Below are 14,326 nucleotides of genomic sequence, written 5' to 3' on the forward strand. Positions count from 1 at the left end.
CAAAACGCGGTGCTCGAGAAATCCCTTATTGCAACTGAACGAAGCCGAGCCATGATTGTTGCCTATCAAAAATAGACACAGCAGGTGAACGATTCAGTTCAGAGTACGGCGTCCATCGGGCGCGGCTTTGCAGCGGATCAAATGGCGAACGGCGGCGTCAGTTAGGTCGGATGCGATGGGCAACGGCGTGGCGCTCTTCGCACAGGACGACTCAGCGCATCTCTTCGATCAGCTTGAGTCCATCGGTCATGCGCCAGATGCGGCGGATCTCGATGATGTCGAATTGTGCGGCGACATTCGGCGGAAATGCGGAATAGCGGGCGTTCAGGCGCACGAAGCGGCGCACCGCGTCGTCCATGTCGGCGCGCCCGCTCGAGCGGATGATGGTGACGTCGTCGACGCTGCCGTCGCTGCGCAGCGACACGCTGACCAGGGGATCGATGCGCACGTCCCCCAGCGACAGGCGCGCGCCGCCCAGCACCGCGTTGCGCTCCAGCTTCTGGCGCACGCTGTCGACGTAAAGGCGCAGCGGCGCGTCGCGCTCGCCGCCATCGGCCAGCACCCGGCGCCCGCCCATGGCCCGATCGGCCGGCGTGGCGGGCGCAGTCACGTTGGGAATGGTCACGCCGCGCAGCAGCTCGCGCGCGCGGTTGCCGGGCAAGCCGGCCAGTGCGCCGGCGCCGGGCTGGCCGCCGCCGCTGCCGGCGCCCCGCCCCGCGCCCTGGCCCGGACCGATCGGCATGGAATCGACCGCCTCCGCCGCCGCGCCAGGACCGCTCGCCTGCGCCGGCTTCGGCTGTGCGGATGCCTGGCGCGCCGCTTCTTCCGCCTGCTCGCGGGCCAGGCGTTCAGCCTCGGCGCGCGCCCGCTGTTCCGCTTGCTGTTGCGCCCGCTGTTCCGCTTGTCGTTCCGCCTGCTGTTGCGCCAGCTGGCGTGCGCGCTCTTGCGCCAGTCGTTGTTGCGCGACGTCCTCGATGCGCTGGCGCTCGGCCTCGGCCTCGACCTCTGCCTGCACCTGCGCGAGACGCTGCGCTTCCAGACGTTGCCGTTCGGCGCGTTCGCGCTCCTGTTCCTGCATCTGCGCCTGGCGCAGCGCTTCGTTTTCGGCGCGCTGGCGCGCCAGCGCCTGTTCCCGCATCCGCTCTTGCAGCGCCTGCTCGGCGGCCTGCTGCGCAAGCCGTTGCTCGGCTTCGCGCCGTTGCGCGATCCGGGCCGCGTCCTCGGCCACACGGCGCTCCTGCTCACCCCGCTCCTGCTCACGCCGCTCCTGCTCGACGCGTTCCTGCGCCAGGCGCTCGGCGGCGTCACGCTCCGCCTGGGCCAGCCGCTCCAGCTCCCGCTGCGCCGCCAGCAGGCGCTGGCGCGCGTCCTCGCGCTCTTCTTCATTCTCCTGCGCGACCAGATCCGCGCCAGGATCGGCGCCATCGGCCGGGTCCGCCGGCGGTTCGTCCGCAGCCGCATCAGCCAGTGTTGGCGCATCGCTCGCCGGTTCAGGGACGACGTCCGGCAAGGGCAAGGGAACGGTGAACGCCGAATCGGGGTCGGGGGCGGCCACGATCACCGGGGGCGGCACCGCGCGCAGCCTGCGCTTCGGCGCAGGCTGCTTGACGCGCTTCGGCCGCCGGGCCTGGGCCGGCGGGCGCGCTTCGGCCTGGACGATCGGCGGCGGCGGCGGTGGCGGGTCGACCAGGCGCAAACCGCGCGCCGGGGCCGGCGGCGTGGGTGGCGCAAGCGGCGCCGGCGTTTCAGGCAAGGGAAGAATCGGCGCAGTTGCCGGCGCCGCCGCAGGGGATGGCGCCAGGGTGACCTCGATCGGTCCGCCGCCGCCGAGGTCGAGGCCGGGCACACCGAATTGCAGCGACAGCAACAGGCCGTGCAGCAAGACCGACACGGCAATGCCTGCGCCCAGGCGCCGGTTGCTGCGAGCCTGGTCGTCTGCGCGCCTGCCAGCGGTCGCTATGGTCATGTCGTCGCTTGAACGATATTATCAAGCTGGCATCTTAGCGTTTACTCAGCAGGAATGCGAGACGCGCGCTTCCCATGCACCCGCTGGCGCAACAGTGCGCGCTCGCGCTTCGCCCTGCTGAACGGTCGGGTCGCGCCGAGGACCAGGGGCGCCACGTCGTGTTCGAGTCCGGCGGTCTTTACCCTGGCATGAAGGCGCGGGAGGCGCCGTTCACTTGCTCGACGTACCCGGCATCGCGCCGACCAGCAAGCGCAATCCGGCCTGCGCCTGGGCCCAGGGCGTGCCGGCCAGCCGCTCCGTGCAGCTCGCGCAGGCTTGCATCGGATCGCAGTCGTGCGCCAGTTCGAGGTAGTTCAGGCCGACCACGGTCTTGCCCTGGTAGCTGTCGATCCGACCCGGCTTCGCGGACGGCGCCTCAGCGCCGGGGGCGCCGTCGAGCCCGCCGTCGAGCCACTTGGCAAACGGATCCGTGGCCACGCCGTCCGGCACGTACCAGCGTTTGCGGGTCGGGTTCCAACGGGCGCCGAGCGCCTTGGCGGCGTCCTTTTCGGCATAGGGGACGGTAAGGAAAACCATGGATAAAAAGTGCTCCGGAATGGATGTCGATGCGGTCCGCCATTCTACAGGGACCGTGCCCAAACGCCGGCTGTCGCGACTCGGTCACGTTGGCGGTGTCAAAGTTACCTGTTGATGGCATCGTGCGCTCGCGCTCGATGACGACCGGGGCTGGAGCGCGGGCCAGCCCGGCAATCGATGCTCATCCACGGACAACGCGGACGGCGCCCTCACTTTTCCTCGCGGCGCCTGGCCCACGCGGCGTCGCTTTCGCGCTGCTCGCGGCGGTCCTTGCGCCAGGTGTACACCAGGTTGACGAGCGCTCCCAACAGGCCCGTCAGGATGCCGACCAGGATGCCCAGGTCGGACAGCGTCAGCGGTGCGGCCAGGCCGGCGCCGACAAGGCGCAGATATGTGTCAATGATCATCGTGTCCCCCGTGCTTCGCGCTGAAACGGCACATGGGAAGCGTGATCGCCCCTGAGCCACGTCAATGCGGTGAATCAAAGTTTAGGAAAACTATACCACATCAGTAAATAAAAACTATACTCTTTCGTATAGTTTTCCTATACCATGGCGCTATGGATCTTCAAACGACGATTGCGAGTTGGGTCAGAGAAGCGCGCACCGCCGCCGGCCTGTCCGGCGCGGCGCTCGGCGCGCGGCTGGCGCTCGAACTCGGCACCGAGCGCGGCAATACCAAGGCCAATATCTCGCACTGGGAAAACGACAAGCACAGCCCGAACCTGAAGCAGCTGCTCGCCATCTCGCGGGTCACGGGCCGCAGCCTGCCGCCCGAAATCCTGGCGCCCATGTCGGGCGCGCCGGCGAACGCCGCGCCGCTTCCCGCCGGCGGTACGGCCGGCGTCACCAACGCCCTGCGGGTCGTGGCGGCCGAAGGCGACGGCGACGGCTTCGTGCAGATCCCGATGGTCAAGCTGCGGCTGTCGGCCGGCATCACCGGCTACCAGACCGAGCCCGAACGGCGCGACGGCGGCACGCTCGGCATGCGCCGCACCTGGATCGAGCGCAACCAGTTCAACCCGTCACACCTGATCGCCATCTACGTCAAGGGCGAGAGCATGGAGCCCTCGCTGTACGCGGGCGACATCGTGGTCATCAACACGCTCGACACCAAGCCGGTCGACGGCGCCGTCTACGCCTTCAACTACGAAGGCGAAGCCGTGGTCAAGCGCCTGACGCGCGACGCCGGCCAGTGGTGGCTCACCTCCGACAACGTCGACGGGCGCAAGTACCACCGCAAGCTGTGCCAGGGCGGCGAATGCATCGTCATTGGCCGCGTGGTGCGCAAGGAAAGCGACCGCATTTGAGCCTCACGGGCGGCATCGTCACCGTGCGCGGCGTCCGGATGGCGCTCGTCTTCGCCGATCCCGACTGCCTGCGGGCAGGCAGCGGCGACGCCCTGCTGGCGCGGCTCGGCCCCTTTTTCCCGCGCCTGCCGATCATGCTGGCGGCGCCGCGCGCGCACCCGACGCTCAGCTACGCGCAGTTCGATTCGCGCGCGCTGCTGCGGGAACTCGACCTTACCGGCATGGTCGAGCGAGAGATCGACATCGACGTCCCGCCACCCGACGACACCGCACCGCCGTTCTAGGTCGGCGTCTGTCCGAAAGCGCTCGGGGCCCGCTCCAGGATGCGCCGCAGCGCCGGATGGTGCACGCGGCGCTCGACCGTCACGGCATAGATCTGCTCGACGATCGACTCGATCACGCCCACCTGCTCCAGTCCATACTGCGCGCACAGCGTGTCCGCCAGCACGGTCGGCGCCGCCATGAAGCCGGCGCCCGCGCCGGCGAACGAACCGAGCAAGGCGCCGTCGTCGAATTCGCCCACCACGATGGGACGCAGTCCGTGCGCTTCGAGCCAGGCCTTGAGCCGGCTGTGCAGGGCGGCATCCTCGCCCGGCATCAGGAACGGCGCGCCCTTCAGCCGTTGCGGGAATGGCCCGGCCCAGCGCCGGCAGACCGCGGGATGGGCGATCACGGTCACCGTGCTCGACCCCAGCAGGTGGCTGTGGCCACGCACCGCGCCTCCGGGCGGCAGGCCCTGGTCCGAGATCAACAGGTCGAGCCGGTGCGCGCTCAGGTCTTCCATCAGGTCGGCGAAGCGCCCTTCCCTGCACACCAGGTGCATCGCGAGGCCTGCATCGCGCGCCGGCTGCAGCAGGCGAAACGCCATCGTCTTGGCGATCACGTCGCACAGGCCGACGCGCAGGGTTTCCGTCTCCGTGAACACGCCGCGCCGCACCGCCTGCTCCAGCTCGTTGCCAAGGCTGAAGATTTGATCGGCATAGCGCAGCACCGTCTTGCCGGCCTCGGTCAGCGCCAGCCCCCGCCCCTGCTTGCGCAGCAATTCCTCGCCAAGCTGGTCTTCCAGCACCTGCAACTGGGTGCTGATCGCCTGCGGCGACACGTGCAGTTGTTCCGCGGCGCGCGCCACGCTACCGACCGTCGCGACGGCATGAAAGTACTGCAAGTGCTTGTAGTTGATCATGCAACACCACCAAAAAATGGAATGATTTTGAAAGATTATTCGATTTTACTTTCGATTTGCAGCGCCGTATATTGGTGGCTCCCAGTTCTTTTGAAGCGAGGAATGCAATGAGAAGTTACCCCACCAACAGCCCGAAAGCCATGTGTCGCCTGCTGGCGCTGGCCATGATCGTCGACGGCCGCATCGCGCCGCAGGAGCTCAAGAGCCTGCACCGCAGCGGCGTGCTCGGGGCGTTGCGGGTGAGCGAGGACACCTTCGACGAGACGGCGGGCGAGCTGACCCGTGACTTGCTGGCGTCGAGCGCCGACTGCGAAGGCGCCATGGTCGAGATCGCACCCGCGACGATCGACCGCCTGCTGGACGAGGTGCAGGACGAAACCCTGCGCGGCACGGTCCTCAGGGGAATGCTCGAGATCGTGCGCGCCGACAGCGTGATCGACCACCGCGAGCGCAGGCTGCTGCGCCGCGCGATGCATGCCTGGGCCGAGTCGGACGTCGAGGCCGGCAGCGTGGCCTGACGCCAGGGAGCGGCTTGCCGCCGCTTCGGGCCTTCCTGGGCGGCGGCAGGCTGCTGCGCGCCTTCCCGGGCGACGCCCTCGCATGCAGATCGCGAACGACGTGCGTGCAATTGACGCGCCGCCGTTACAAAGCGACACCATTTCAACACATTGCCTGACCGGCCCAGCCATACAATGAAGACCTCACAGTGCGCGAGGCTCATCATGTCGACCTACTCCCAGGATCACCGGTACACCCTGACGCCGTCCGAGATGGACTGGGCATGGCGGCTCGACCTGCGGCCGGTGCACGACCCGGAACTTGGCCAGCATTACGGCCGCATCGGGCACTTCGGCACCCATGACCCCTACGCCAGCCAGGACGACGTGTTCGTCTTCCACGCCACCAGGGGCATGGCCTACACGGTCCAGAGCGGTAGTGTCGTCGATCCCACCGTGCTGCGCGTGTTCGACGACCTGGGCCGGCAGATCGCCAGCGACGACGGCAGCGGCGCCTACGGCTATGACTACGCCTCGTTCGTCGCCCCCTATACCGGCTGGTACTACATCGACGCCGCCTGGAGCCAGGGCTATCACGACACCTATGCCAGCCTCAACGTCTACGAGGGCCGGGCGCCGGTCCATCCAGCCACCCATGTCATCGTCGGCGGCGCGGGCCACGACATGCTGGCCGGCACCCGTTCGGACGACATCGTCGACGGCGGCGCCGGCGTCGACACCTTCGTGCTGGAAGGCTATCGCGACGAATACGCGGTCGGCGTGAAGGACGGCGCGATCACGGTCACCGACCTGCTGGGCCTGGACGGCGTCGATACCCTGCGCAACGTCGAACGCCTGTCCTTCGAGGGCGGCGCTACCATCTCCTACGAGACCACGGGCTTTCCGGCCGAAGCCTATCGCCTGTACCAGGCGGCCTTCGACCGCGCGCCGGACAAGGCTGGGCTGGGTTACTGGATCGGCCAGATGGGTGGCGGCGCGAGCCTGCACGCGGTGGCCGATGCGTTCGTCCACTCGCCCGAATTCGGCAAGCTTGCCGGCGCCGGGGCCGCCCATGCCGACATCATCACCATGTTCTATGCGAACGTGCTCGACCGCGCGCCGGATGCCGCGGGATTCGCCTATTGGAAAGCGGCGCTGGACACCAGGGCGATCACCGTGACCGACCTGCTGATAGGGTTCAGCGAAAGCCCGGAAAACCAGGCCAAGGTCATCGGTTCGCTGCAGGCCGGCTACGAATTCATCATCACCTGACGGCCTCGGCCAGCCCCGCGCGCAACGCATGGGCGTCGACGACGGCTTGCGCGCGCAGGATCACGGGCCGGTCGATCATCTTGCCGTCCACTGCCACCGCGGCGCCGTCGGCGCGCGCGGCCGCCTCCAGCACCCGCCCGGCCCACGCCAGCTCGTCCGCTCCGGGCGTGAAGCAGCAGTTCACGGCGTCCACCTGCTTCGGATGGATGCACAGCTTGGCGCCGAATCCCATCTGCCGCGCATGCCGGGCGTCGCCCGCCAGCCGCTCGGCATCGTCGAGCGCCGTGCTGACGCCGTCGACCGGCGCCGCGAGCCCGGCCAGGCGCGAGGCCAGCACCAGTTGCGAACGGAAGAACAGCAGCTCTTCGCGCTCGCCCGGAATGCCCAGGTCGAGCTGGAAGTCGATCGAGCCGAACATCAGGCGCTGCACGCCGCGCGCCGACGCGATCGCGCGCAGATGGTCGATCCCCGCCGCACTTTCGATCAGCGGCAGCACCACCGCGGCCCCGGCCGCGCACACGCGCGCGACGTCGTCCGCCTGCTCGGCCTTGGGCAACACCACGCCGGCCACGCCGGGCATGCGGCACAGGGCCAGGTCGTCGGCGAACCAGGCAGTGTCGGCACCGTTGATCCGCACCAGGACCGGCTTGTCGGCCGAGAGCCAGGCGGCGACGGCGTCGCGCGCGGCCGCCTTGTCGGCGAACGGCACCGCGTCCTCGAGGTCGACGATCACGGCGTCGGCCCCGGCCGCGCACGCCTTGTCGAAGCGCTCCGGCCGGTTGCCGGGCACGAACAGGTAAGAACGCGGCATCGGGATTGGCGGGTTCATCGCGGCTCCCGGGGCGCCAGGAAGTGGCCGACGTCGCTCGCGCGGCCGATGTGCCAGATGCGCTCGAACACGGCGCGCATCTCGTCGTCGCTGGCGGCCGCGCCGAAGCGCGCCAGCCGCAACGCCTTGTCTTCCAGCTCGCGCCGGCTCAGGGTATTGCCCGGGTCGCCCTTCGGTTCGTCGACCCGGCCCTCGAGGACCCGGCCGTCGGTGGTGGTCACCGTCACCTTGCCGATCCAGCGCGCCGGGTAGGCGCCGTCCACCTCGTCGTCGAGCACCATCGTCACCTTGTCGCGCAGGGCCGCGATGCGCGGGTCGTCGTAGGCGTCGTCGAATTCGTTCAGGCCCGCGCTCTTGAACTGCGCGATCAGGCCCAGCACCGTCCCCATCGAAAACTTGGCCTGGTGGACGGTGCGCGGATCGACCACCGGGCCGAGCACGTCGATCGCGCCCTGGTGCACGTGGGCCGTCACGGCGGCGATCTGTTCGGGGGCCAGGCCCTCGGCCAGGATGACCTGCAGCAGCGCATCGGCCGCCGGATGCGTGTGGCGGCACGAGGCGTGGAACTTGAACGAGGTCTCGGCCGTCGCCCAGCGCGTGCCCAGGCCGTCGGTGAGCCGGGTCGGATCGGCGTCGCGCGACATGCCGGCCGCCATGCCCTGCTTGCCTTCCAGGATCTGGCGCGCGCCGGTGAAGCCCTCGGCCGCCAGATAGGCGGCCATCAGGCCGTCGCTCGCGGCCTTGGCGGTGTGCAGCTGCTTGGAGTCGGCGGCGTCGCGCAGGAATTCCCACAGTCCGGCCGCTTGCGTGCCGGCCGAACCGAAGGCATGCAGCATGCGCTCGGGCGTCAGTCCCAGCAGGCGGCCGACGGCGGCCGCCGCGGCGACGGTGCCGGCGGTGCCGGTGGTATGGAAGGTCCGGTAGTGCGAGCGGCCGAGGAACTCGCCGACGCGGATGCCGACTTCGTAGCCGGCCACCGCCGCCGTCATCAGCTCGCGTCCGCTGGCGCCGTTCGCCTGGGCCACGGCCAGCACCGCCGGGAACACCACGGTGGCCGGGTGGAATACCGACCCGTTGTGCACGTCGTCCTGCTCGGCGTAGTGCGAGGAGGCGGCATTGACCATCGCGGCGAACTGCGGCGTCGTGGTGCGGCGCGAGATCAAGACTTCGGCGCTGCCGCTGCCCGGGCCCATCTTGCGCGCGAACGATTCGATGCACTGGACCGGCCGGCCGTTCCTGCCGGCCAGCGCCGATCCGAACCAGTCGAGCATCAGGTCTTCGGCGCGCGCCATGACGGCTGGCGGGATGTCCTCGTAGCGCAGCTGCGCGGCGAAGGCGGCAAGCGCCTGGCTTGGGTGGTCGCTCATGTTCTTCCTTTGTCGTGGCTGTCGTTCAGATGGCGTTCTCGGCGCGCAGGGCGGCGATGTCGGCGCTGCCGTAGCCGAGTCCGGACAGGATCGCCTCGGTATGCTCGCCCAGCGCCGGCACCGGGTCCATGCGCGCCTGCCAGGTGTTCGGGACCGCCGGCGGCAGCAGCGCCGGGATCGTTCCGTCCGGGATGCCGACGTCGACCCAGCGCGCGCGCGCCGCCAGTTGCGGATGGCGCCACAGGTCGTGCATGTCGTTCATGTGGGCGTTCGCGATCTGCGACTCGTCCAGGCGCGCAAGCACCTGCTCGGCCGTCAGCTGCGCGAACACGTCGACGATGATGGCGCGCAGTTCCTGGCGCGCCTTGACGCGCGCCGAATTCGACGCGAAACGCGCATCCGTCGCCAGCGCGGGCTGGCGCAGCACGGTGGCGCAGAACTGGTCCCACTCGCGCTCGTTCTGCAGCCCCAGCATGATGGTCTTGCCGTCACCGGCCGGGAACGGCCCGTAGGGATAGATGGTGGCATGGGCGGCGCCGGCGCGCGGCGGCGGCGCGGCGTCGTCCATTGCGTAGTACAGCGGGTAGTTCATCCACTCGGCCATGCTCTCGAGCATGGAGACGTCGATGTGGGCGCCCTCGCCGGTGCGCCCGCGCTGGATCAGCGCGGCCAGGATATTCGTGTAGGCGTACATGCCGGCCGCGATGTCCGCGATCGAGCAGCCGGCCTTGGCCGGCTCGTCGGGCGAGCCGGTGATCGACAGGAAGCCCGATTCGCTCTGGATCAGCAAGTCGTAGGCCTTCTTGTCGCGGTAGGGGCCGTCGGCGCCATAACCCGAGATGTCGCACACGATCAGGCGCGGAAAGCGCGACTTCAAGGCCTCCCAGGACAGGCCCAGGCGGGCCGCCGCGCCCGGCGCCAGGTTCTGCACCAGCACGTCGGCCCCGGCCAGCAGCTGCTCGAGGATCGGCGCGGCCTGGCGGTGCTTGACGTCCAGCGTCAGGCTCTCCTTGGAACGGTTGGTCCAGACGAAATGCGAGGCCATGCCGCGCGCGCGGGTGTCGTAGGCGCGCGCGAAGTCGCCCACGCCGGGCCGCTCGACCTTGATGACGCGCGCGCCCAGGTCGGCCAGCTGGCGGGTGCAGAACGGCGCGGCGATCGCGTGTTCGAGGGTGACGACGGTGATGCCATCCAGAGGTCGCATGGTCAATCTCCTAGTACGAGCGCGGCAGGCCGAGCACGTGTTCGGCCACGTACGACAGGATCATGTTGGTCGAGATCGGCGCGACCTGGTACAGCCGGGTCTCGCGGAACTTGCGCTCGACGTCGTATTCGGCGGCAAAACCAAAGCCGCCGTGGAACTGCAGACAGGCGTTGGCCGCCTCCCACGAGGCGTCGGCGGCCAGCATCTTGGCCATGTTGGCCTGGGCGCCGCAAGGCTGGCCCGCATCGAACAGCGCGCAGGCCTGGTAGCGCATCAGGTTGGCCGCCTCGATGTTCACGAAGGCCTTGGCGATCGGGAACTGCACGCCCTGGTTCTGGCCGATCGGCCGCCCGAACACGACGCGCTCGTTCACATACCTGGTGACCTTGTCGATGAACCAGTAGCCGTCGCCGATGCATTCGGCGGCGATCAGGGTGCGCTCCGCGTTCAGGCCGTCGAGGATGTACTTGAAGCCCTTGCCCTCTTCGCCGATCAGGTTCTCGACCGGGATCTCGAGGTTCTCGAAGAACAGCTCGTTGGTTTCGTGGTTGACCATGTTGAGGATCGGCTGCACCGCCAGGCCCTTGCCGATCGCTTCGCGCAGGTCGACGATGAAGATCGACATGCCCTCGGATTTCCTGGTCACCTCGGCCAGCGGCGTGGTGCGCGCCAGCAGGATCATCAGGTCGGAGTGCTGCACCCGCGAGATCCAGACCTTCTGGCCGTTGACGACATAGCGGTCGCCCTTGCGCACCGCCGTGGTCTTGATCTTGGTGGTGTCGGTGCCGGTGGTCGGCTCGGTCACCGCCATCGACTGCAGGCGCAAGGCGCCGCTGGCGATCTGCGGCAGGTAGCGTTCCTTCTGGGCCGCCGAACCGTGGCGCAGCAGGGTGCCCATATTGTACATCTGGCCATGACAGGCGCCCGAGTTGCCGCCCGCGCGGTTGATCTCTTCCATGATGACGGACGCCTCGGTCAGGCCGAGGCCGGAGCCGCCGTATTCCTGCGGGATCAGGGCGGCCATCCAGCCGGCCTGGGTCAGCGCGTCGACGAACTGCGCGGGATAGCCGCGCTCTTCGTCGATCTTGCGAAAGTACTCCGACGGGAATTCTTCGCACAGCGAACGGACCGCGTCGCGGATGTCCTGGTACGCCTGCTCCGGTTGGATCATGTGGGTCTCCTGGATATGATGGGAATGATGCGCTCAGCGCAGGGTCGCCTCGGCCTGCATGGCCAGTTCGCCCCGCTCGTTCTGCGCCCACAGGTCGATGGTCTTGCCATCGGCGCCGGGCTTTCCGCAGACGGCGAACGACGCCGTGTCGAACAGCGGCGCGACGGCGCGGAAGCTGAAGCGCGCGATGTCCGCGTCCGGCAGCGCGCGCCGCACCAGGTCGATGAGCAGCGTGGCGATGAGCGGGCCGTGCACGATCAGGCCGGGATAGCCTTCGACCCCGGTGACGTAGCTGCGGTCGTAGTGGATGCGATGGCCGTTGAAGGTCAGCGCCGAATAGCGAAACAGCAGCACCGGATCGGGATGGATGGTGCGCGACCAGTGCGCGTCGGTCGGGGCGGTCCTCGCCGCCGGCGCCGCGGCGTCGGGCGCCGGCAGGTCGCGGTAGACGATGTCGTGCTCTTCGGTGATCACCGGCGCCCCGCCCTGCGCGATGTCATGCTGAACGGTGACGAACACCAGGCGGCCGCTCGCGCCTTCCTTGTCCTGCACGCTGCGGATGGTCGAGGTGCGCGCCACGGCCTCGCCGATGCGCGCCGGGGCATGGAAGGTGAAGCGCCCGCCCGCCCACATCCGCCGCGGCAGCGGCACCGGCGGGAGGAAGCCCCCGCGTTTCGGGTGCCCGTCTTCGCCCAGTTGCGACTGCTGAGCGACGGCGTGGAAGAAGATCCAGTGCCACAGGGGCGGCAGCGCCTCGCCCTGGGCCGGCGCATCCGGATAATCCAGCGTGGCGGCCAGGGCCGCCACCGCGTCCGGCCGCACCACGTCGTGCAGCACCTCGGTCTTGCCCACCCACTGCTGGAGCAGGCTTCTATCGAAATAGTTGGAGGTCATCGTTGGCCATGGGAGTGGTATCTGATGACACATCATAGATTTGAATGGATGTCTCTTAGAAATAGAAAAATGTGATTCCTCCATCACGCGCCGCGATAGCTGCGGCCATCACGAATCGCAATTGCCAAGCCACTAGAAAGCGAATATGTTGATGGCTCATCCATCACCGGAAACGCTCATGGACATCAAGCAAATCCGCACCCTGATCGCGATCGCCGAGACCGGCAGCGCCACTCGAGCAGGCGAACTGCTCCACCTCGTCCAACCGGCCGTCTCGCGCCATATCCGGCTGCTCGAGGAAGAATGCGGCGTGCCGCTGTTCGAGCGCGAACGCCACGGCATGGTGCTCACGGACGCCGGTCGCACGCTGGCCGAGTACGGCCGTCGCGCGCTGCGCGAGCTGGACAAGGCGCGCGCGGAAATCGGGCCGGCGACCACGAGCGTCTCGGGACGGCTGACGATCGGCCTGCTGGCCAGCACCAGCCGGCTGCTGGCGGGCGAGCTGGTCGCGCGGGTGCGCGCCCGCTACCCGGCGGTGACGGTCAGCATCACCGTGGGCTATGCCGGCAATGTGTTGCAGTGGCTGGAAGCGGGCGACATCGAACTGGCCCTGCTGTATGACATGCGCTCGTCCACCGGCCTGCAGGCCGAGGCGCTGGTCGACGAGCGCCTGTACGTGCTCGGCCCGCCGGGCGAATTCACGGAAAGCGACCCTTTTCCCCTGAAGGGACTCAAGGACCGTCCGATGGTGTTGCCGAACGCGGCGCACGGGCTGCGCAGCATCATCGACCACGCGCTGGCGGTGGCCGGCATCCGTGTCGACGTCGTGGCCGAGACCAATGCACTTGACCTGCAGAAATCGCTGGTCGCCAAGGGCTTCGGCTACACGATCCTGCCCACCTCGGCCGTGCTGGAAGAGTTACAGGGAGGAACGCTCTCCGGCGCCCCGGTCTGCACGCCGGACCTGTCGCGCCGCATCGTGCTGGCGCGCGCCGCCGCGCGCCGGCCGTCCCCGGCCAGCGCCGCCGCGGCCCCCGTCTTGACCGCGCTGATGAAGGAGATGGTGGACCAGCAGGCCTGGCCGGGAGCGGCCTGGATCGGACGCTGAGACGAGCTATGCCGTTCCCTGATGCTGACATCACAAAAAGGTATTTCGTGCGCCCTCCCATAAGCTCTTAGGATGGTTCAAAACAACGGGACCACCCGTCACAACAAGCACAGGAGACGACAATGCTGAAAAAACTGATGTTTGCCGGATTGACGCTGGCCGCCGCCGGCGCCGCCCACGCAAGCGATTACCCGGCCCGGGCAATCACGATGCTCATTCCCTTCTCGGCCGGCGGCCCGACCGACGTCATCGGCCGCATCCTCGGCCAGACCATGTCGAAGTCGCTCGGCCAGTCGGTCGTGGTCGAGAACGCCACCGGCGCCGGCGGCACGCTCGCCGCGGGCAAGCTGGCGCGGGCCGCAGCGGACGGCTATACCGTCTTGCTGCACCACAATGGCATGAGCACCAGCCCGGCGCTGTACCGCAAGCTGGCCTTCAATCCGATGACGGACTTCGAATACGTGGGCCAGGTGGCCGACGTACCGATGGTGCTGCTGGCGCGCAAGGACCTGGCGCCCAACACCCTGCCCGAACTGCTCACCTACATCAAGGCCAACAAGGACAAACTGACGATGGGCAATGCCGGGCTCGGCGCCGTCTCGCACCAGTGCGGCATGCTGTTCCTGAGCGCCATCGGCACGCAGCTGACCACCGTGCCCTACAAGGGCACGGCGCCGGCGATGAACGACCTGCTCGGCGGCCAGATCGACCTGCTGTGCGACCAGACCACCTCGACCACCTCCTATATCAAGACCGGCAAGGTCAAGGTGTATGGCGCGACCACCAAAACGCGCGTCGCCTCGCTGCCCCAATTGCCGACCCTGGCCGAGCAAGGCATCGCCGGCTTCGAGATGTAGGCCACCTCTAAAAACCTCGGCCGAGACGCCTGCGGCTGGGTAAAATCCTGACATCGAACCAAGCCAGCGAGTGCCGTCATGATGAAACCCCGT

At 68.4% G+C, this 14,326-nt stretch carries 14 protein-coding genes and 1 pseudogene; 6 read left to right on the plus strand and 9 right to left on the minus strand.

Annotated elements, in window-relative coordinates; genetic code table 11:
* Window positions 1-211: 211 nt before the first annotated feature.
* The 3 genes from ABIB38_RS15260 to ABIB38_RS15270 all read right to left on the minus strand — a co-directional run bounded on the left by ABIB38_RS15260 (window position 212) and on the right by ABIB38_RS15270 (window position 2,949).
* Window positions 212-1,966, minus strand: a complete 1,755-nt coding sequence (locus ABIB38_RS15260; protein WP_429205092.1) for an energy transducer TonB — start codon at window positions 1,964-1,966, stop codon at window positions 212-214.
* 210 nt (window positions 1,967-2,176) lie between these two features.
* A complete protein-coding gene (locus ABIB38_RS15265; protein WP_429205093.1) occupies window positions 2,177-2,542 on the minus strand; it encodes a DUF5710 domain-containing protein in 366 nt (121 codons plus the stop codon).
* Between the two features lie 209 nt (window positions 2,543-2,751).
* Window positions 2,752-2,949, minus strand: a complete 198-nt coding sequence (locus ABIB38_RS15270; RefSeq protein ID WP_429205095.1) for a hypothetical protein — start codon at window positions 2,947-2,949, stop codon at window positions 2,752-2,754.
* Window positions 2,950-3,101: 152 nt separating this feature from the next.
* On the opposite strand from ABIB38_RS15270, the gene ABIB38_RS15275 reads away from it, so the two are divergent.
* A complete protein-coding gene (locus ABIB38_RS15275; protein ID WP_429205097.1) occupies window positions 3,102-3,851 on the plus strand; it encodes a S24 family peptidase in 750 nt (249 codons plus the stop codon).
* Window positions 3,848-4,135: a hypothetical protein gene (locus ABIB38_RS15280; protein WP_429205098.1), complete on the plus strand. Its 288-nt coding sequence runs from the start codon at window positions 3,848-3,850 to the stop codon at window positions 4,133-4,135. The genes ABIB38_RS15275 and ABIB38_RS15280 overlap by 4 nt, the downstream gene beginning before the upstream one ends.
* Here ABIB38_RS15280 and ABIB38_RS15285 read toward each other — a convergent pair.
* On the minus strand, window positions 4,132-5,034 hold the full coding sequence (locus tag ABIB38_RS15285) for a LysR family transcriptional regulator (RefSeq protein ID WP_429205100.1): 903 nt from the start codon (window positions 5,032-5,034) through the stop codon (window positions 4,132-4,134). The genes ABIB38_RS15280 and ABIB38_RS15285 overlap by 4 nt on opposite strands.
* Window positions 5,035-5,141: 107 nt before the next feature.
* Here ABIB38_RS15285 and ABIB38_RS15290 point away from each other — a divergent pair, with 107 nt between their 5' ends.
* Together ABIB38_RS15290 and ABIB38_RS15295 are read left to right on the plus strand one after the other, a co-directional pair.
* Complete coding sequence (locus ABIB38_RS15290; protein ID WP_429205102.1) at window positions 5,142-5,552, plus strand: TerB family tellurite resistance protein; 411 nt, start codon at window positions 5,142-5,144, stop codon at window positions 5,550-5,552.
* Between the two features lie 204 nt (window positions 5,553-5,756).
* Window positions 5,757-6,803, plus strand: a complete 1,047-nt coding sequence (locus ABIB38_RS15295) for a DUF4214 domain-containing protein (RefSeq protein WP_429205103.1) — start codon at window positions 5,757-5,759, stop codon at window positions 6,801-6,803.
* On the opposite strand, the gene ABIB38_RS15300 is transcribed toward ABIB38_RS15295, so the two are convergent.
* From ABIB38_RS15300 to ABIB38_RS15320, 5 genes are read right to left on the minus strand one after another with little or no spacing between them, the layout of a single operon-like run.
* Window positions 6,796-7,632: an HpcH/HpaI aldolase/citrate lyase family protein gene (locus ABIB38_RS15300; RefSeq protein ID WP_429205104.1), complete on the minus strand. Its 837-nt coding sequence runs from the start codon at window positions 7,630-7,632 to the stop codon at window positions 6,796-6,798. The genes ABIB38_RS15295 and ABIB38_RS15300 overlap by 8 nt on opposite strands.
* Window positions 7,629-8,999, minus strand: coding sequence for an MmgE/PrpD family protein (locus tag ABIB38_RS15305; protein ID WP_429205106.1), 1,371 nt, complete (start codon window positions 8,997-8,999; stop codon window positions 7,629-7,631). The genes ABIB38_RS15300 and ABIB38_RS15305 overlap by 4 nt, the downstream gene beginning before the upstream one ends.
* 25 nt (window positions 9,000-9,024) lie before the next feature.
* A complete protein-coding gene (locus tag ABIB38_RS15310) occupies window positions 9,025-10,203 on the minus strand; it encodes a CaiB/BaiF CoA transferase family protein (protein ID WP_429205108.1) in 1,179 nt (392 codons plus the stop codon).
* Between the two features lie 10 nt (window positions 10,204-10,213).
* Window positions 10,214-11,374, minus strand: a complete 1,161-nt coding sequence (locus tag ABIB38_RS15315) for an acyl-CoA dehydrogenase family protein (RefSeq protein WP_429205110.1) — start codon at window positions 11,372-11,374, stop codon at window positions 10,214-10,216.
* A 33-nt stretch (window positions 11,375-11,407) separates the two neighbouring features.
* The gene (locus ABIB38_RS15320) at window positions 11,408-12,268 is read right to left on the minus strand and encodes an FAS1-like dehydratase domain-containing protein (protein ID WP_429205112.1); all 861 of its coding nucleotides are present in this window, start codon (window positions 12,266-12,268) and stop codon (window positions 11,408-11,410) included.
* A 178-nt stretch (window positions 12,269-12,446) separates the two neighbouring features.
* Between ABIB38_RS15320 and ABIB38_RS15325 the strand changes: the two genes are divergently transcribed.
* A complete protein-coding gene (locus tag ABIB38_RS15325) occupies window positions 12,447-13,376 on the plus strand; it encodes a LysR family transcriptional regulator (RefSeq protein ID WP_429205113.1) in 930 nt (309 codons plus the stop codon).
* Window positions 13,377-13,498: 122 nt separating this feature from the next.
* Window positions 13,499-14,230, plus strand: a pseudogene (locus tag ABIB38_RS15330) (tripartite tricarboxylate transporter substrate-binding protein); the annotation flags it as partial.
* Between the last annotated feature and the right edge of the window lie 96 nt (window positions 14,231-14,326).

Source organism: Massilia sp. UYP11, from assembly GCF_050434805.1.
Lineage (GTDB): Bacteria > Pseudomonadota > Gammaproteobacteria > Burkholderiales > Burkholderiaceae_D > Telluria.